Origin of the sequence: Pseudomonas sp. KBN10P06128 (genome assembly GCF_037574945.1) — a bacterium.
GTDB classification, from domain to species: domain Bacteria; phylum Pseudomonadota; class Gammaproteobacteria; order Pseudomonadales; family Pseudomonadaceae; genus Pseudomonas; species Pseudomonas aeruginosa.
In genome coordinates, this window is the sequence record NZ_JBBELR010000001.1 from 6,556,635 (window position 1) to 6,574,468 (window position 17,834).

20 protein-coding genes are annotated in these 17,834 nt (G+C 68.5%); 8 read left to right on the forward strand and 12 right to left on the reverse strand.

Annotated features, from left to right (window positions below; translation table 11 throughout):
• Window positions 1-28: 28 nt before the first annotated feature.
• Complete coding sequence (locus VQ065_RS30575) at window positions 29-409, forward strand: RidA family protein (RefSeq protein ID WP_003096609.1); 381 nt, start codon at window positions 29-31, stop codon at window positions 407-409.
• 54 nt (window positions 410-463) lie between these two features.
• Entirely contained in the window at window positions 464-1,195 is a 732-nt protein-coding gene (locus VQ065_RS30580) for a hypothetical protein (RefSeq protein ID WP_003096611.1), read from the forward strand.
• 6 nt (window positions 1,196-1,201) lie between these two features.
• Here VQ065_RS30580 and VQ065_RS30585 read toward each other — a convergent pair whose 3' ends face one another.
• The 3 genes from VQ065_RS30585 to VQ065_RS30595 all read right to left on the reverse strand — a co-directional run bounded on the left by VQ065_RS30585 (window position 1,202) and on the right by VQ065_RS30595 (window position 3,540).
• Window positions 1,202-1,822, reverse strand: coding sequence for a LysE family translocator (locus tag VQ065_RS30585; RefSeq protein WP_003096613.1), 621 nt, complete (start codon window positions 1,820-1,822; stop codon window positions 1,202-1,204).
• Window positions 1,823-1,888: 66 nt separating this feature from the next.
• On the reverse strand, window positions 1,889-2,689 hold the full coding sequence (locus VQ065_RS30590; RefSeq protein WP_003096615.1) for an AraC family transcriptional regulator: 801 nt from the start codon (window positions 2,687-2,689) through the stop codon (window positions 1,889-1,891).
• Window positions 2,689-3,540, reverse strand: coding sequence for an NAD-dependent epimerase/dehydratase family protein (locus VQ065_RS30595; RefSeq protein ID WP_340080516.1), 852 nt, complete (start codon window positions 3,538-3,540; stop codon window positions 2,689-2,691). The genes VQ065_RS30590 and VQ065_RS30595 overlap by 1 nt, the downstream gene beginning before the upstream one ends.
• 137 nt (window positions 3,541-3,677) lie before the next feature.
• On the opposite strand from VQ065_RS30595, the gene oxyR reads away from it, so the two are divergent.
• The 3 genes from oxyR (at window position 3,678) to VQ065_RS30610 (ending at window position 8,181) form a co-directional block, all read left to right on the forward strand.
• Window positions 3,678-4,610, forward strand: a complete 933-nt coding sequence (gene oxyR / locus VQ065_RS30600) for an oxidative stress transcriptional regulator OxyR (protein ID WP_003096622.1) — start codon at window positions 3,678-3,680, stop codon at window positions 4,608-4,610.
• A complete protein-coding gene (recG, locus tag VQ065_RS30605; protein ID WP_003096624.1) occupies window positions 4,607-6,682 on the forward strand; it encodes an ATP-dependent DNA helicase RecG in 2,076 nt (691 codons plus the stop codon). The genes oxyR and recG overlap by 4 nt, the downstream gene beginning before the upstream one ends.
• An 89-nt stretch (window positions 6,683-6,771) precedes the next feature.
• On the forward strand, window positions 6,772-8,181 hold the full coding sequence (locus tag VQ065_RS30610) for an aminoacyl-tRNA deacylase and HDOD domain-containing protein (RefSeq protein WP_003096626.1): 1,410 nt from the start codon (window positions 6,772-6,774) through the stop codon (window positions 8,179-8,181).
• A 71-nt stretch (window positions 8,182-8,252) separates the two neighbouring features.
• Here VQ065_RS30610 and VQ065_RS30615 read toward each other — a convergent pair whose 3' ends face one another.
• The 9 genes from VQ065_RS30615 to glcD all read right to left on the reverse strand — a co-directional run bounded on the left by VQ065_RS30615 (window position 8,253) and on the right by glcD (window position 15,333).
• Window positions 8,253-8,645 carry a hypothetical protein gene (locus VQ065_RS30615; protein ID WP_003096629.1) on the reverse strand — a complete coding sequence of 131 codons (393 nt, stop codon included), beginning with the start codon at window positions 8,643-8,645 and terminating at the stop codon, window positions 8,253-8,255.
• Window positions 8,646-8,780: 135 nt separating this feature from the next.
• Window positions 8,781-9,053: an HU family DNA-binding protein gene (locus VQ065_RS30620; protein ID WP_003096630.1), complete on the reverse strand. Its 273-nt coding sequence runs from the start codon at window positions 9,051-9,053 to the stop codon at window positions 8,781-8,783.
• A gap of 201 nt (window positions 9,054-9,254) precedes the next feature.
• Window positions 9,255-10,409 (reverse strand): rubredoxin-NAD(+) reductase AlkT, encoded by a 1,155-nt coding sequence (alkT, locus tag VQ065_RS30625; RefSeq protein ID WP_003096635.1) that lies wholly within the window; start codon window positions 10,407-10,409, stop codon window positions 9,255-9,257.
• A 51-nt stretch (window positions 10,410-10,460) separates the two neighbouring features.
• A complete protein-coding gene (locus VQ065_RS30630; protein WP_003098329.1) occupies window positions 10,461-10,628 on the reverse strand; it encodes a rubredoxin in 168 nt (55 codons plus the stop codon).
• A 183-nt stretch (window positions 10,629-10,811) separates the two neighbouring features.
• The gene (locus tag VQ065_RS30635; protein WP_003098330.1) at window positions 10,812-10,979 is read right to left on the reverse strand and encodes a rubredoxin; all 168 of its coding nucleotides are present in this window, start codon (window positions 10,977-10,979) and stop codon (window positions 10,812-10,814) included.
• Between the two features lie 133 nt (window positions 10,980-11,112).
• Entirely contained in the window at window positions 11,113-11,514 is a 402-nt protein-coding gene (locus VQ065_RS30640) for a heme-binding protein (protein WP_003096637.1), read from the reverse strand.
• Window positions 11,515-11,518: 4 nt separating this feature from the next.
• Window positions 11,519-12,745 (reverse strand): glycolate oxidase subunit GlcF, encoded by a 1,227-nt coding sequence (gene glcF, locus VQ065_RS30645; RefSeq protein WP_014604123.1) that lies wholly within the window; start codon window positions 12,743-12,745, stop codon window positions 11,519-11,521.
• Window positions 12,746-12,754: 9 nt separating this feature from the next.
• The gene (glcE, locus tag VQ065_RS30650; RefSeq protein ID WP_003136272.1) at window positions 12,755-13,834 is read right to left on the reverse strand and encodes a glycolate oxidase subunit GlcE; all 1,080 of its coding nucleotides are present in this window, start codon (window positions 13,832-13,834) and stop codon (window positions 12,755-12,757) included.
• Window positions 13,834-15,333: a glycolate oxidase subunit GlcD gene (gene glcD / locus VQ065_RS30655; RefSeq protein ID WP_003096641.1), complete on the reverse strand. Its 1,500-nt coding sequence runs from the start codon at window positions 15,331-15,333 to the stop codon at window positions 13,834-13,836. Before glcD ends, glcE begins: the two co-directional genes overlap by 1 nt.
• A 204-nt stretch (window positions 15,334-15,537) precedes the next feature.
• On the opposite strand from glcD, the gene glcC reads away from it, so the two are divergent.
• The 3 genes from glcC (at window position 15,538) to ubiA (ending at window position 17,826) form a co-directional block, all read left to right on the forward strand.
• Entirely contained in the window at window positions 15,538-16,293 is a 756-nt protein-coding gene (glcC, locus tag VQ065_RS30660; RefSeq protein ID WP_003096643.1) for a transcriptional regulator GlcC, read from the forward strand.
• 79 nt (window positions 16,294-16,372) lie between these two features.
• A complete protein-coding gene (locus VQ065_RS30665; protein WP_003096645.1) occupies window positions 16,373-16,909 on the forward strand; it encodes a chorismate lyase in 537 nt (178 codons plus the stop codon).
• 26 nt (window positions 16,910-16,935) lie between these two features.
• Entirely contained in the window at window positions 16,936-17,826 is an 891-nt protein-coding gene (gene ubiA, locus VQ065_RS30670; protein ID WP_003096650.1) for a 4-hydroxybenzoate octaprenyltransferase, read from the forward strand.
• Window positions 17,827-17,834 lie beyond the last annotated feature (8 nt).

Genomic DNA, 17,834 nt, shown 5'->3' on the forward strand with positions numbered 1-17,834 from the left:
GCCCACTCGATTTCAGCAAGGAGTTCCCATGACCAAGACCGTTATCCACACCGACAACGCCCCGGCCGCCATCGGCACCTACTCCCAGGCCATCAAGGCCGGCAATACCGTCTACGTGTCCGGGCAGATCCCGCTGGACCCGAAGACCATGGAACTGGTGGAAGGCTTCGAGGAGCAGACCGTCCAGGTGTTCGAGAACCTCAAGGCGGTGATCGAGGCTTCCGGCGGCTACCTGCACGACGTTGCCAAGCTGAACATCTTCCTCACCGACCTGTCGCACTTCGCCAAGGTCAACGAGATCATGGGCCGCTACTTCACCCAGCCCTACCCGGCGCGCGCCGCCATCGGCGTGGCCGCCCTGCCGAAGGGCGCACAGGTGGAAATGGACGCCATCGTCGTCCTCGAGTAAGCCGGATGTTCGCGACGGGGCCCAAGGCCCCGTCGCTCTGCATGGAGTAGCACGATGCGCCGCGTGATTTTCCTCGCCGCAGCCGCCACCCTGCTGGCCGGCTGCGCCGGCACGGCCGATCCGTCCGGCACCTGGATCAACCAGGCCGCGATCGACGCCGCGAGCAAGGACGGCAAGCTGCGCGAGGCCCTGCTCGCCTATGGCCCGAACCTGGAATGGAAGCTCGACAGCAAGGCAGGCGAAGCCACCTTCAGCAACGGCTTCGAACTGGGCGAAGGGACCCTGAGCAAGAGCGATGACGAGCACTGGAAGGTTGCCTTCTATGGCGACGACAACCAGGAGAGCCTCGAACTGGACGGCAAGGAGCTGATCCAGCAGGCCAGCGCCAACGGCCCGGAACAGCGTTTCCGCCGTCTCGACCCGCAACCCGCGGCCAACAGCCCTGCCGGCAGCGGTTTCGAGCGGGCCTTGTACGGCAGCTATCTGAAGGGCAGCTGGAAGATCCGCGAAGGCCAGGGCCAGGGCGGCAAGGTCGAGTTCCAGGCCAATGGCCTGGTCAGCGGTCTGCCCGGCGCCGAACGCTACGCGCTGTGCCTGGCCGGCGATTGCGCAGCGATGAGCGGCGACAACGACAGCATCTGGCTGCAACAAGGCAACCGCGGCCGCGAATTGCTGTTCAGCCTCGACGACGACGAGCTGCAACTGTTCGAAGCGGTCAATACCGCCGGCGCCAACGAGATGCCCAGCTACGTGCCCGGCAAGCGCGTCTGGCTGCTGGAGCGCTGACGCCTCTCAGAGGGCGGCCAGCACCAGCCAGCCGCCCAGCGCCAGCAGCAGGACGCCGCACAGCCGGTCCAGCGCACCTACCCGCCGTTGCAACCAGCCGCGCCAGCGCGGCCTGTCCAGCAGGCGCACCAGCGCCATGTCCCAGCACAGCACCGCCAGGCTCATCCACGCCAGGCACAGGGCCAGCGCCCAGCCCGGCAGGCTGAAGCGCGCCAGCACGCCGAACAGCCCCGCATAGAAGATCGGCAGCTTGGGATTCAGGCTGCTCGCCAGCAGGCCGTCGCGCAGCCCGCGCAGATAGCCGCCGCGGGACGGGACGTCGCGCTGCGCCGGCATTTCCAGTCGCCTCTGCGCAAGCAGCGCCTGGCCCGCCAGCCAGAGGAAGTACAGTCCGCCGAGCGCCTGCAGCCAGCGCAAGGCGCTGTGCGCCGAGTCCGGCACGCTGGCCAGCAGGCCGAGCACCAGCAGCATGCTCAGGAGGTTGGCCAGGGCGATGCCGGCGGCCACCCCGTCGGCCTGGCGCCGGCCGCGCAGCAGGGCGGCGCGCACCAACAGGAAGAAGTCCGGCCCCGGCGACAGCAGGGCAGCGAAATGGGTACTGGCGACAAGGACGAACGCGGCGAACATGAAGGCCCCTCGAAACGCGAAGGCCTCCAGTCTGTGCAGCGCGGCGGGCGCCGTATTGGAAAAAACTCAGGTCTTGGCGCTGCGCCGGAACTGCCCCGGAGTGACCCCGGTGAAACGCCGGAAGGTCGTGGAGAAGTGCGCCTGGTCGTAGAAGCCGAGGTGCTGGGCGAGTTCCGCCAGCGGCCGTTCTTCCAGCAACAGGCGCTTGGCCTGGCGCACCCGGCATTGCAGTTGGTAGGTATGCGGCGGCACGCCGTAGGCACGCCGGAAAGCCTCGATCAGGTGGCGCGGATGGCGCTGCAGCAACTGCGCCAGTTGGTCCAGACCGAGTGCCTCGGTGGCATGCGCTTCCAGGTAATCGCGCAGGCGTGCGGTGGTTCCGCCGTCGCGGGGCGCCGCGGCCGCCGGGCGCAAGCCGCCGTGGCGCACGAAGACCTGTTCGAGCAAGGCCAGCAGGCGGCTTTCCAACCCCAATGCGTCGCTGCGCTGGAAGTCCTCGGCCAGTCGCGCCAGGCCAACCGCCACGCTGCCGTCGTCGGCCGGGTTCAGTTCGCCGAAGCCGCGCGGCAACTGTTTGCGGCCGAGCAGGCCGAGCAGGCGCGTTTCCTCGACATAGAGCATCCGGTAGACCAGCCGCTCGGATTCGGCGTGCCCGGTATGCGGCTCTTCCGGGTTCATCAGCGACAGGGTGCCGGCCGGCAGCGCATGGCGCCGCCCGCGGCACTGGTAGCCGCCGACGCCGTGGAGGATCGAGCCGATGGCGAAGGCCGAATGGCTGTGGCGGCCGAACGCCTGGCCGGAGAAGTCCGCATGGAACAGCTCCACGCCAGGCAGCCAGGGACGCGCCAACAACCGGTTGGCAGCCATCAGGCGTCCCCGAGCACCGCCGCATAGCCCTCGCGGTAGCTGGGATAGCGCGGCACCCAGCCGAGCGCCCGGGCGCGGCGGTTGCTGCAACGCTTGCTGCCGGCGCGGCGTACCGAATGTTCGTCGGCCCATTGGCTGACGCCCAGGCGCTGGCGCAGGTAGTCGACCACCTCGTGCATCGCCACGGGCGCGTCGTCGACACCGATGTAGCAGTCCTCCAGCGCCTGGCCGCCGGCATCGGCGCGCAACAGGAAGGCCAGCAGCCCGGCCGCATCGTCGGCGCGGATCCGGTTGGCATACAGCGGCGGCTCGCTGACCACCCGGTAACCCTGGCGCACCTGGTTGAGCAGCCATTCCCGCCCCGGACCGTAGATGCCGGCCAGGCGCACGCGGGTAGCCGGTATCCCGCTGTCCAGCGCGACCTGCTCGGCGTCGAGCATGATCCGTCCGGAATAGGCCTGGGAAAGCGCCGGCGACTCCTCGTCGATCCAGCCGCCATCGGTCTGCGCGTAGACCCCGGTGCTGGAGACGAACAGCAGGCGCCTGGGCCGCTGGCCGTGGGCCTGCAACCAGCCCAGCACATGGCGCAGGCCGTCGACGTAGGCGGCACGGTAGCCAGCCTCGTCGTGCTGACTGGCGGCGGCGCTGTACACCAGGTAGTCGAGCGGCTCGCTCGGCCACTGCGCGGGACACTCCGGAGCCTGCAGATCGCCAGCCACCGGCAGGATCCCCTGCGGCAAGGCGTCCACCGAGCGACGCAGGCCATGGACCCGCCAGCCATCGGCCAGCAGTGCCTCGCCGAGGCGCCCGCCGACATCGCCGCAGCCGGCGATCATCACTGTTTGCGACATGAAGCCGTCTCCTTCCTACAACAAGGCGGGCAGTGTAGGCGTCGAATCGTCTGCAATGCACGCCCGATCATGCCCCCGGAGGTTGGTTCGCGGCGGTGCAGCCGCTATGCTTGGCCGATCTTAACGGATGAGCAGCCATGACCCTCACCGAACTGCGCTACATCGTCACCCTCGCCCAGGAACAACACTTCGGCCGCGCCGCCGAGCGTTGCCACGTCAGCCAACCGACCCTCTCGGTCGGCGTGAAGAAGCTCGAGGACGAGCTGGGGGTGCTGATCTTCGAGCGCAGCAAGAGCGCCGTGCGCCTGACGCCAGTGGGCGAAGGCATCGTCGCCCAGGCGCAGAAGGTCCTCGAACAGGCCCAGGGCATCCGCGAGCTGGCCCAGGCCGGCAAGAACCAGCTGGCCGCGCCGCTGAAGGTCGGCGCCATCTACACCATCGGACCGTACCTGTTCCCGCACCTGATTCCCCAGCTGCACCGGGTCGCGCCGCAGATGCCGCTGTACATCGAGGAGAACTTCACCCATATCCTCCGCGACAAGCTGCGCACCGGCGAACTCGACGCGATCATCATCGCCCTGCCGTTCCAGGAAGCCGACGTCCTGACCAAGCCGCTGTTCGACGAGCCTTTCTATGTGCTGATGCCGGCCGACCACCCCTGGACCGCCAAGGCCAGCATCGATTCCGAGCTGCTCAACGACAAGAGCCTGCTCCTGCTCGGCGAAGGCCACTGCTTCCGCGACCAGGTGCTGGAAGCCTGCCCGACCGTGCGCAAGGGCGACGAGAACAAGCACACCACGGTGGAGTCCTCGTCGCTGGAGACCATCCGCCACATGGTCGCCTCCGGACTGGGCGTCTCGGTGCTGCCGTTCTCCGCGGTGGACAGCCACCACTACGCCCCGGGCGTCATCGAAGTGCGCCCGTTCAGCGCGCCGGTGCCGTTCCGTACCGTTGCCATCGCCTGGCGCGCCAGCTTCCCGCGTCCACGCGCCATCGAAGTGCTGGCCGACTCGATCCGCCTGTGCTCGGTGGCCCGCCCGCAAACCCAGGAACAACCGCAAATCGCATGACCGAGCTGTCCAGGGTCCCGGTCACCGCGCTAAAGGGCGTAGGCGCCGCGCTGGCGGAGAAGCTCGCTCGGGTAGGCCTGGAAACCCTGCAGGACATCCTGTTCCACCTGCCCCTGCGCTACCAGGACCGTACCCGCGTCACCGCCATCGGCGCCCTGCGGCCAGGGGCCGACGCGGTGGTCGAGGGCGTGGTGGCCGGCGCCGACGTGGTGATGGGGCGCCGCCGCAGCCTGCTGGTGCGCCTGCAGGACGGCAGCGGCACCCTGAGCCTGCGCTTCTACCATTTCAGCCAGGCGCAGAAGGACGGTCTCAAGCGCGGCACCCACCTGCGCTGCTACGGCGAAGTCCGGCCGGGCGCCTCGGGCCTGGAGATCTACCATCCGGAATACCGCGCGCTGAACGGCGACGAGCCGATTCCGGTGGAGCAGACCCTGACGCCGATCTACCCGACTACCGAGGGCCTCACCCAGCAGCGCCTGCGCCAGTTGAGCCAACAGGCCCTGGCCATGCTCGGTCCCAGCAGCCTGCCCGACTGGCTGCCGGCGGAACTGGCCCGCGATTACCAACTTGGCCCGCTCGACCAGGCGATCCGCTACCTGCACCGGCCGCCGCCGGATGCCGACATCGAGGAACTGGCCGAAGGCCGGCACTGGGCGCAGTTGCGCCTGGCCTTCGAAGAACTGCTGACCCACCAGTTATCCCTGCAGCGCCTGCGCGAAGCCGTGCGTTCGCAGGCAGCGCCGCGCTTGCCGGCGGCCAGCCGCTTGCCGAAACGCTTCCTTGCCAACCTCGGCTTCCAGCCGACCGGCGCGCAACGCCGGGTCGGCGCGGAGATCGCCTACGACCTGGCCCAGGACGAACCGATGCTGCGCCTGGTGCAAGGCGACGTCGGCGCCGGCAAGACCGTGGTCGCCGCCCTCGCCGCCCTGCAAGCCATAGAGGCCGGCTACCAGGTGGCGCTGATGGCGCCGACCGAGATCCTCGCCGAGCAGCATTTCCTCAACTTCAGCAAGTGGCTCCAGCCGCTGGACATCGAAGTCGCCTGGCTGGCCGGCAAGCTCAAGGGCAAGGCCCGCGCGGCGGCACTGGAACGCATCGGCGACGGCGCGCCGATGGTGGTCGGCACCCACGCGCTGTTCCAGGATGAAGTGAAATTCAAGCGCCTTGCACTGGCGATCATCGACGAACAGCACCGCTTCGGCGTGCAGCAGCGCCTGGCCCTGCGCCAGAAGGGCGTGGACGGCAGGCTCTGCCCGCACCAGTTGATCATGACCGCCACGCCGATCCCGCGGACCCTGGCGATGAGCGCCTATGCCGACCTCGACACCTCGATCCTCGACGAGCTGCCGCCCGGGCGTACCCCGGTGAATACCGTGCTGGTGGCCGACAGCCGCCGTATCGAGGTGATCGAGCGAGTCCGCGCGGCTTGCCGCGAAGGGCGCCAGGCCTACTGGGTGTGCACCCTGATCGAAGAGTCCGAGGAACTTACCTGCCAGGCCGCCGAGACCACCTACGAAGAGCTTTCCTCGGCGCTGGGCGAACTGCGCGTCGGCCTGATCCACGGGCGCATGAAGCCGGCGGACAAGGCTGTGGTGATGGAGGCCTTCAAGGAAGGCATGTTGCAACTGCTGGTGGCGACCACGGTGATCGAGGTCGGCGTCGACGTGCCCAACGCCAGCCTGATGATCATCGAGAACCCTGAGCGCCTTGGCCTGGCCCAACTGCACCAGTTGCGCGGCCGGGTTGGCCGGGGCAGCGCCGCCAGCCACTGCGTGCTGCTCTACCACCCACCGCTGTCGCAGATCGGCCGCGAGCGGCTGGGCATCATGCGCGAAACCAGCGACGGCTTCGTCATCGCCGAGAAGGACCTGGAATTGCGCGGCCCCGGCGAAATGCTCGGCACCCGCCAGACCGGCCTGCTGCAATTCAAGGTCGCCGACCTGATGCGCGACGCAGACCTGCTGCCGGCGGTCCGCGATGCCGCCCAATCCCTCCTGGCGCACTGGCCGCAGCATGTCAGCCCGCTGCTCGAACGGTGGTTGCGCCACGGCCAGCAATACGGTCAAGTGTGATCTATTTCGCTCTCGCTGACCGGCGTAGGTCTCAGTCTTGAAGCAGCTCTGGTTATACTGAGGGAAAATCCAGCTCGCATGGTCTCGTCATGACAGAAGCCGCCCAGGCCTCCGCCGATGCTCCTCACGCCCCCCAGGTCATCCTCCAGCTGCTCGCCAAGCTAGGCATCGCCTGCCGCGAGGTCAGCGACAGCGCGGAGCTGCCTGCCGCCCGCCGGGTCCAGGCGGTGCTGCTGGACGACGCCGTCGGCACCCTGCTGGTGCTGTTCCCGCAGAGCCAGTTGCTGGACCTCGCCCGGCTCACCGAACTGACCGGCCGCAAGCTGCTGGCGATCGAGCCCGAGCGCCTGGAACGAATGCTCGGCAAGCACGAGTTGCACCGCCTGCCGGCGTTGCCGCCCCTGACCAGTTCGCCCTGCCTATACGACGAGCGCCTGTTGCAGGAACCGCGCCTGCTGATCGAGTCCGGCCAGCCCGGCATCCTCCTGGAGATCGCCAGCAACGACTTCCGCGGCCTGCTGGGCAAGGCCAGCGCCGCGCGCTTCGGCGAACCGCTGGAAAACATCAACCTGAACCTTGACCGCCCGGACGACGACCGCGCGGAAATCAGCCAGGCCGTGCAGGCCTTCACCGCCCGGCGCATCCAGCAGCGCCTGGAGCAGACCATCGAGATTCCACCGCTGCCGCAGACGGCGCAGAAGATCATCAAGCTGCGGGTCGACCCCAACGCCAGCGTCGACGACATCACCGGCCTGGTGGAAACCGATCCGGCGCTCGCCGCCCAGGTGGTCAGTTGGGCGGCCTCGCCCTACTACGCCGCGCCGGGCAAGATCCGCTCGGTGGAAGACGCGATCGTCCGCGTCCTCGGTTTCGACCTGGTGATCAACCTGGCTCTCGGCCTCGCCCTGGGCAAGAGCCTGAGCCTGCCCAAGGACCAGCCGCAGCAGGCCACGCCCTACTGGCAGCAAGCGATCTACACCGCCGCGGTGATCGAGGGCCTGACCCGCGCCATGCCGCGCGAACTGCGCCCGGAGTCCGGCCTGAGCTACCTGGGCGGCCTGCTGCACAATTTCGGCTACCTGGTCCTGGCGCATGTCTTCCCCCCGCATTTCTCGCTGATCTGCCGGCACCTGGAGGTCAACCCGCACCTCGGCCATGCCTATATCGAACAGCACCTGCTGGGGATCACCCGCGAGCAGATCGGCGCCTGGCTGATGCGCGTCTGGGACATGCCTGACGACCTCTATTGCGCCCTGCGCTTCCAGCAGGACCCCAGCTACACCGGGCCGAACGCGGTCTACGCCAACCTGATCTGCCTGACCAACCGGTTGCTGCGCAACAGCGGCATCGGCGATGGCCCCCAGCAAGCGATTCCGGCGGCATTGTACGAGCGCCTGGGGATCACCCCGGAGAAGGCCGGGGACGCCGTGAAAAAGGTGCTGGAAGCGGAAGCGGCCCTGCGCGAACTGGCGGCCCAGTTCAATCGCTTGCCGGGGTGACCGGGTAGTCCGCTGCGAAACGCACTACCGAAAGGCTGCGGCCGCAGCCCGGAGGAGATCGAAAGCCGCCCTCAGGCGGCTTTCTTCTCCGGAGCCTTCTTCTTCGGCTTGAGGTACTTCACCAGACCCTGGAACCAGATCACCAGCGCCGGATTGCCCTGTATCTGGATGTCCTTGTTCTGGATGCCCTGCATGAAGGCCAACTGCGGGTTCTTCGAAGTCATCGCGGCGAAACCGTAGGCTCCGTCCTTGAACCCCAGGGAAAATGCCGGTTGCGGATGGGTACCGCGCTTGCTGCTGACGCGCAGGTCCCTGACCAGGTAGTGGCGCGCCACCTTGCCGTCGAGGGTATGCAACTGGAACACCAGGTCCTTGCCCTCGAGCTGCTTCTGGAAAGCGGGATTGTCGCGGCTGGCCTTGGCCATCAGGCGACCAAGCATCCACAGGAGAAGACGAAATTTCATGCACGCGCCTCGATATCCGGGGAGATGAGCGGCGCATTGTAGCTGTTCGCGAGGAGGACTACAGCTGTCCTTTCGATGAGCGCGGAAGCGTCTTCGACGAAGCCCGGAGCCGCTCTGACTCCGGGCTCTCGGCGGTCAGTTGACCGCGTCGCGCAGGGCCTTGCCCGGCTTGAAGGCGACGGTGTTGCTGGCCTTGATCTTCACCGGCTGGCCGGTCTGCGGGTTCTTCCCCGTGCGGGCTCCGCGATGGCGTTGCAGGAAGGTGCCGAAACCGACCAGGGTCACGCTGTCCTTGCGGTTCAGCGCGCCGGTGATTTCATCCAACAGGGCGTTGAGAACGCGATTGGCCTGTTCCTTGGTGAGATCGGCCTTTTCGGCGATAGCGGCGGCTAGTTCTGGTTTACGCATAGTTGCCTCTTTGACGGTTTGTTGTTTTTGTGTCCGTGCTGTCTTCCCAGCAGCGCTCAAAGGCACCGCAGTCCACCGGAACCATAGGCTCTAGACTGCGGTAGACGCGATGGAGGATGGCATGCTCCCGAGGACTGCGCCAGTATCGTCCGACAATTTTGCCGCAAGTCTCGACGGCATAACGGCCGGAACCAATGGCATTCAAGCCATGAGGCCGGGTAACTCTTTGTTCAGGGCCAATTTTTCGTTCACCGCCGCTCCGGTCAGGGCATAACCGATCACTCGACCAGCGGTATCCCGGCACAGGACCTTGAGGTCCGTTCCAGAGCCTTCCACTAGCCATTGGCCATCCATTCCGCGCGGCGGCGGCGACACCACCAGCGGGCAGGCCGGGGTCTTCACCGTCACCGGCATGGGACCGTAGGCCACCTGGCTGGGGTTGCCGGCGAGGGTCTGCGCCAGCGCGCGTGCGCAAGCCATCAGCGGCATCACATAGAGCAGGTTGAGGCCGTCCACTTCGGCGCAGTCGCCCAGCGCGTAGATGTTGGCGTGGGAGGTGCGCAGCGAGCGGTCGACGACGATCCCGCGGTTGACCGCCAGCCCGGCGGCGAAGGCCAGTTCGGTGCGCGGACGCAGGCCGACGGCGGAGACCACCAGGTCGCAGGGAATCACCTCGCCATCCGAAAGATGCGCTTCCAGCCCCTCGCCGGCCTTCTTCAGGCTGGCCAGCACCGGCCCCAGGTGGAAGCGCACGCCGAGGCCTTCCAGGCCGGCCTGCACGGCCTTTGCCGCGGCCGGGTGGAGCAGGCCCGGCATGACCTGCTCGCAAGGCGCCACCACGTCGAGCTGGTAGCCGCCGCTGGAGAGGTCGTTGGCGAATTCGCAACCGATCAGCCCCGCACCGAGCAGCAGTACCCGGCGCTTGCCGGCAGCCGCCTGGCGGAGGCGCGCGTAGTCTTCCAGGTCGTTGATCGGGTAGAGCGCGTCCTGGGCATCGCCCTCGACCGGCACCCGGATCGGCTCCGCGCCCCAGGCCAGGACCAGGTCGCGATAACGCACCTCTTCCTCGCCGATCCAGATCCGCTGATGGCCCGGATCGATACCGGTGACCCGGGTATGGGTCAGGATGCGCGCGTTCAGTTGCTCGGCCATGGCGCCCGGTTCGGCCATGGCCAGGCCGTCGGCGTCCTTGTTCTTCGAGAAGCCGGTGGAGAGCATCGGCTTGGAATAGGAACGGCCGTCGTCGGCGGTGATCATCAGCAGCGGCGTCTCGCCGTCCAGCTTCCGCCACTCGCGGGCCAGGTTGTAGCCCGCCAGGCCGGTTCCGATGATTACCAGGGGCGCACGCTCGCTCATTTCCGTTCCTCTGTGATTGCCGGCGCCGGGCGCCGCTTCTGTGGATTTCGCTCAGGCGATCTCGATCATCTCGAAATCGATCTTGCCGACACCGCAGTCCGGGCAGACCCAGTCCGCCGGGATGTCCTCCCAACGGGTTCCCGCCGGAATGCCTTCTTCGGGCAGGCCCAGGGCTTCGTCGTAGATGAAGCCGCAGACCACGCATTGCCACTTGCGCATAGCCACCCTCCTCGTTCGTCGAACCTAGCTCAGCGTCGGTGGCCGGCCAACGGCAAGGCTGCCGGGCGTTCCCGGCAGGACAGTCAATGACCGGACCCAAGCCCCAAGGATAACCCCTGGACGGCCGCTGGCCAGGCATGAAAAAAGGCGGCCAGGGCCGCCTTCTTCGCCGGCGAGCGGGGCTCAGCCGATTTCGATCATCTCGAAGTCCAGCTTGCCGACGCCGCAGTCGGGGCACAGCCAGTCTTCAGGCACGTCTTCCCAGCGCGTTCCCGCCTCGATGCCTTCTTCCGGCCAGCCTTTGGCCTCGTCATAGATCAGTCCACACACCACGCATTGCCACTTCTTCATTGTTTACCTCGGGCGGGTTACCACGGTTCAGCGCCGGCAACCTATAACAAATCCACCCTGTCCGCCAACCTGCCCGAAAGGCAAGGTGGTGCCGAACGGGCCAACCAAAGATGGGTGGTGCCCACCGGTCGCCTCACAGCCCCTCGGCTCCGATCCGCGCCACCTGGGCGTCCTCTTCGGCGCGTACACCGGAAACCCCGACCGCGCCGACCACCTGTCCGTCCACCAGGATCGGCACGCCGCCCTCCAGGGTGGCCTGCAGCAGCGGCACCGAGAGGAAGGCACTGCGTCCGCCGTTGATCATGTCCTCGTAGCGCTTCGTTTCCCGGCGCCCGAGGGCGGCGCTGCGGGCCTTTTCCGTCGCGATGTAGGCACCGATCGGCGCGCAGCCGTCGAGGCGCTCCAGCGCCAGCGGGTGGCCGCCGTCGTCGACCACCGCGATGCTCACCGCCCAGCCTTGGCGCTGTGCCTCCTCGCGGGCCGCGCCAAGGACGCGGGCGACCTCCTCGCGGCCGAGTACCGGCTTGCTGTGCATGGTTTCACTCTCCTCCGGGCAAGGCCTGGTCGAGCAGCTCGATCCAGTGGCGTACCGGGGTCCGTCCGGCCCCGTCGAGATGGGCCTGGCAACCGACGTTGGCCGTGGCGATGACATCCGGCGCGCCGCTTTCCAGGGCGTCCAGGCGGTTGTCGCGCAGACGCCGGGACAGCGCCGGCTGGGTCAGCGAGTAGGTGCCGGCGGACCCGCAGCAGAGATGACCGTCGGCCACCTCGGTGAGATGGAAGCCCAGTCGCCGCAGCACCGCCTCCACGGCCCCGCCCAGTCGTTGCGCGTGCTGCAGTGTGCATGGGCAGTGGAATGCCAGGCGCTGGTCGCAGCGCAGGCCGAGGGACTCCAGCGGCTCGTCGCGAAGCACTTCCACCAGGTCGCGGGCAGCGGCGGCGACCTCGCGCGCCTTGTCCGCGTACCGTGGGTCGTCGCGCAGCAGGTAGGCGTAGTCCTTGACGAAGGCGCCGCAGCCGCTGGCGGTCTGCACGATGGCCTCGGCACCCTCGCGCAGCAACGGCCACCAGGCGTCGATATTGCGCCGCGCGCGCTGGCGGCCGCGCTCCTGCGCATCCAGGTGGAAATCCAGCGCGCCGCAGCAGCCGGCCGCGGCCGCCGGCGTCACGCTGATTCCCAGGCGGTCCAGAACCCGCGCGGCGGCGGCGTTGGTATTCGGCGACAGCGCCGGCTGCACGCAACCTTCGAGCAGCAGCACGCGCCGCGCATGCCGGGGCTGCGGCCGCCTGCCCGGCGCCGCGACCCGACGTGGCAGCTTGCCCTGCATCGCCTCAGGCAGCAGAGGCCTCAGCCGCCCGGCAGCGCCGGCCAGCACGCCGAACAACCCCGGGCGCGGGGCCAGCAGGCGCAGCCCGTCGCGCAGCAGGCGTTGCCGGAAGCCGCGCGGCAGGCGTTCGGCGAGGAGGTCGCGGCCGATATCCAGCAGCTTGTGGTACTCGACTCCGGACGGGCAGGTGGTTTCGCAGTTGCGGCAGCTCAGGCAGCGATCGAGGTGCAGGCGGGTGCGCTCGCTGGCCTCGTCGCGCTCGAGGAACTGCTTGATCAGGTAGATCCGTCCGCGCGGGCCGTCGAGTTCGTCGCCCAGCTCCTGGTAGGTCGGGCAGGTGGCGTTGCAGAAACCGCAGTGCACGCAGCTGCGCAGGATGCGCTCGGCTTCGGCGGCCTCGGCGCGTTGCCGGGCGGAATCGCAGAGGTTGGTTTGCATCGCGCCTCCTCAGAGTTCGGCGTACATCCGCCCGGGATTGAAGATGCCCTGCGGGTCGAGCTGGCGTTTGAGTGCCCGGTGCAGACCGAGCAGTCCAGGCGGTAGCGGCTGGAACGGCGCATCGAGATGGCCGGCGCGGTAGCAGGTGGCGTGACCGCCATGGGCGGCGGCCCACGCGCGGATGTCCGCGGCCGGCGCGTCGCTCTTCAGCCAGCGCAGCGCCCCGCCCCAGTCCAGCAACTGACGACCGGGCAACGGCGTCTCCGGCGCCAGCGCCGGCAGCGACAGGCGCCAGAGCGGTCGCGGGTCGTCGAAGAACGGCAGGCGCTGCTCGCGCAGGTCGGCCCAGAAGCCGTCCTCGAGCGCTTCGCCACCGAGGCGGTCGCGCGCCGAGCGTACCGAGCCCTCGCCGCCCTCCAGGCGCAGGCGCAGGGCTTCGCCGTCGTGGCAGGCCGCACTGATCGGCAATGGCTGGCCTCCCCACTCGGCCAGCTTGCGCAACGCCGTCGCCACCGGCAGGTCCAGGCTCAGGCCGGCCTGGCAGCGCGGCATGGGCAGCACCTTGAAGGACACTTCGGTGACCACCCCGAGGCAACCGAAGCTGCCCGCCAGCAACCGCGACAGGTCGTAGCCGGCGACGTTCTTCATCACCTCGCCGCCGAAGCGCAGGTGGGTGCCCAGGCCACTGATCAGCCGCGTGCCGAGGACGAAATCGCGTACCGCTCCCGCCCAGGGCCGGCGCGGTCCGGACAGGCCGCTGGCGAGCACCCCGCCGACCGTCGCCCGGCCGCCGAAACCCGGCGCCTCGCAGGCAAGCATCTGCCCGCCGCGCGCCAGCACGGCCTGTAGCTCGTCCAGCGGCGTACCGGCACGGGCGGTGATCACCAGTTCGCAGGGATCGTAGGCGACGATCCCGCGGTGTTCGGCGAGCGCCAGCGGTTCGCCCGCGACCGGCCTGCCGAGGAACGCCTTGCTATCGCCGCCGACGATGCGCAGCGGCGCGCGCCGCGCCAGGGCGTCGCGGACCCGCTCGAGCAGCGCGCCGGCATGGTCGGCGCCAGCGTCCGGATCGAAATACGGCTGGCTCATCAGAAACGCTCCAGTTCGGGGAACGGCAGTCGACCGTGGTGGACGTGCATGGCGCCGAACTCGGCGCAGCGATGCAGGGTGGGCACGTTCTTGCCGGGATTGAGCAGCCCGGCCGGGTCGAACGCCGCCTTCACGGCGTGGAACAGGGTCAGCTCGTCGGCATTGAACTGAGCGCACATCTGGTTGATCTTCTCGCGGCCGACGCCATGTTCGCCGGTGATGCTGCCGCCTACCGCCACGCACAACTCGAGGATCCTGCCGCCCAGCGCTTCGGCGCGCTCCAGCTCGCCCGGCAGGTTGGCGTCGAAGAGGATCAGCGGGTGCATGTTGCCGTCGCCGGCGTGGAATACGTTGGCCACCCGCAGGCCGTATTCGCGCGAAAGCTCGGCGATGCCATGCAGCACCCGCGGCAGCTCGCGGCGCGGGATGCTGCCGTCCATGCAGTAGTAATCGGGGGAAATCCGCCCGACCGCCGGAAACGCATTCTTGCGCCCGGCCCAGAAGCGCTGGCGCTCGGCCTCGTCTTGGGCCTGTCGCACCGAGATGGAGCCAGCCGCCTCGAACAGCTCGCGGACCCGCTCGCAATCCTCGTGCACGTCGGCTTCCACGCCATCCAGTTCGCAGAGCAGGATCGCCGCCGCGTCGACCGGATAGCCGGCATGGATGAAGTCCTCGGCGGCGCGGATCGACAGGTTGTCCATCATTTCCAGCCCGGCCGGGACGATGCCGGCACCGATCAGGTCGGCCACCGCCCGCCCGGCGCTTTCCACATCGTCGAAGCTGGCCAGCAGGACCTTCGCCACCGGCGGGCGCGGCAACAGCCTGACGGTGACCTCCACCACCACGCCGAGCAGCCCTTCGGAGCCGGTGAACAGCGCCAGCAGGTCGAAGCCGGCGCTGTCCAGGGCGCTGGACCCCAGGCTCAGGCGCTCGCCTTCCAGGGTCACGATGTCCACCTGCAACAGGTTGTGCACGGTCAGGCCGTACTTCAGGCAATGCACGCCGCCGGCGTTCTCCGCGACATTGCCGCCGATGGAGCAGGCGATCTGCGAGGACGGGTCCGGTGCGTAGTACAGACCATGAGGGGCAGCGGCCTGGGAGATCGCCAGGTTGCGCACGCCAGGCTGGACCCGGGCGAAACGACCCAGCGGATCGATCTCGAGGATCCGCCGGAAACGCGCCATCACCAGCAGCACGCCGTTCTCCAGCGGCAGCGCGCCGCCGGACAGGCCGGTGCCGGCACCGCGCGCCACGACCGGCACCTTCAGCCGATGGCAGAGGGCGAGCAGGCCCTGAACCTGTTCGATGCGTTCCGGCAATGCCACCAGCAACGGCGTGCAGCGATACGCCGAGAGTCCGTCGCACTCGTAGGGACGCAGGTCTTCCGCGGCGTGCAGCAGTTCGAGGTCGGGCAGGCGGAGGCGCAACTCGGCCAGCAGGCCATCCTTGTCCACCTGCGGCAGCGGACCGTCCAGACGCTCGTCGTAGAGGATGTTCATGGCGGCTGTCCTTGTTGTGGTTGTCGGCGGGATCAGCAAGCGTCCACAGCCTGTACCGCGCGGACGCCGGGGTCCAGCAGGCGTCTAACTGGTCCTACCAGTATCACCAGGAGCCATGGGCATGAGGCGCATGCTAGAAAGTCCCTGAGCTTCTATAGTGAGTAACGACAGCCAACTGGTCCTACCAGTGCAACGGGAGCTTCCATGCAGAAACAGCGGGTGGCCGACCAGGTCGCAGAGCGTATCGAGCGGCTGATCGTCGACGGCGTGCTCAAGGTCGGCCAGGCACTGCCGTCCGAGCGGCGCCTGGTGGCCAAGCTCGGCTGCTCGCGCTCGGCCCTGCGCGAGGGCCTGCGGGCGCTGCGCGGGCGCGGCATCATCGATACCGAGCATGGCCGTGGGTCGTTCGTCGCCGATCTCGACCGCAACGCCGACGCCAGCCCGCTGATGCACCTGTTCGGCTCCCAGCCGCGCACCCTCTACGACCTGCTCGAAGTCCGCGCCCTGCTGGAGGGCGAGGCGGCCCGCCTGGCAGCGCTACGCGGCACCGAGGCAGACTTCGTCCTGCTCGCCCGGCGCTACGAAGAGATGCTCGCCAGCCACGAGGAAACCCAGCCGATCGATCCCCGCGAGCACGCCCGCCGCGACCACGCGTTCCACCGGGCGATCAGCGAGGCATCGCACAATCCGGTGCTGGTGCATACCCTGCAATCGCTCAACGAACTGCTGCTGAGCACGGTGTTCGCCTCAGTGAACAACCTCTATCACCGGCCGCCGCAGAAACGCCAGATCGACCGCCAGCACGCGCGCCTCTACGCGGCCCTCCGCGAGCGCCAGCCGGACCAGGCGCAACGGGCGGCGCGTGAACATATCCACAGCATCCGCGACAACCTGCGGGAGATCGAGCAGGAAGAACAGCGCCTGGTCCGCGCCACCCTGCGCCTGAACGGCTGGGGGTGACGCGCCACCGCGTCGCAGACCGGCCGCCGACCGAACGTGCTACCCTCGCCGCCTTCTGCCGCCGTCTCGTAGTCCCGTCATGCCCAGCAATGCGCTCTGGCTTCGCGCCGACCAACTGTCCAGCGTCTCCCCCACCGTCCTCGACTGGCTGTTCGACGAAGGGTCGCTGACCCGGCGCCTGACCGCCCTCGCCGACGGCGCGTTCCGCGTCGAACCCCTGCTGGAAGGCTGGCAGACCCTGCGCGACGACGAATGCCAGGGGCTCGACGTCCCTCCCGGCAGTAGCGGCTGGGTCCGCGAGGTCTACCTGCATGGCCACGACCGTCCCTGGGTGTTCGCCCGCAGCGTGGCGGCGCGCAGCGCCCTGGAAGGCTCGGGCTTCGACCTGGCGCTGCTCGGCACCCGCTCGCTGGGCGAGTTGCTGTTCAGCGACAGCGCCTTCGAGCGCGGGCCCATCGAAGTCTGCCGCTATCCGGCGGCCGGTCTGCCCGCCGAGGTCCGCGCCGAGGGTCTCTGGGGCCGTCGCTCACGGTTTTCCCGCGGCGCGCTCGGGGTGCTGGTGGCGGAGGTGTTCCTACCGAGCCTGTGGGACCAGGCGGGAATCGCCGACGTATAATCCCCCGGTCGACTCCGGAGGTCCCCATGTTCGTCACCCTGATCAAGCCGCTGGCCCGCCTGCACCCCCGCGCCTGGGACTTCGTCCAACTGGTGCGGCTGGACCGGCCGATCGGCATCTACCTGCTGCTCTGGCCGACCCTCTGGTCGCTGTGGATCGCCGCGGACGGCGTGCCGGAGCTGAAGAACCTGCTGATCTTCGTCCTCGGCGTCATCCTGATGCGCGCCGCCGGCTGCGTGATCAACGATTTCGCCGACCGCAATTTCGACGGCCACGTCGCACGCACCAAGGCGCGCCCGCTGGCCACCGGCAAGATCAGCGTGCGCGAGGCCTGGATCACCTTCGCCGTCCTGGTCGCGCTGAGCTTCGGCCTGGTCCTGCTGACCAACGCAACGACCGTCTGGCTGTCGTTCGGCGCGGTAGCCGTGGCCTCGCTCTACCCCTTCATGAAGCGCTACACCTACTATCCGCAGGTGGTGCTGGGCGCCGCCTATTCCTGGGGCATCCTGATGGCCTTCACCGCCGAGCGCGGCGAACTGCCGGCCAGCGCCTGGCTGCTGTTCCTGGCCAACGTGCTGTGGACGGTCGCCTATGACTCCTACTACGCGATGACCGACCGCGAGGACGACCTGAAGATCGGCATCAAGTCCACCGCAATCCTCTTCGGCGATGCCGACCGCCTGATCATCGGCAGCCTGCAGGGCCTGACCTTGCTCCTGCTGGCGCTGGCCGGCAACCGCTTCGAACTGGGCCTGTGCTTCTACCTCGGCCTGGCGGTGGCGGCGGCCTGCTTCGTCTGGGAAGCCTGGTCGACCCGCGACCGCGACCCGCAGGCCTGCTTCCGCGCCTTCCTGCACAACCACTGGGCTGGCCTGGCGATCTTCCTCGGCACGGTCGCCGACTACGCGCTGCGTTGAGCGGCGCG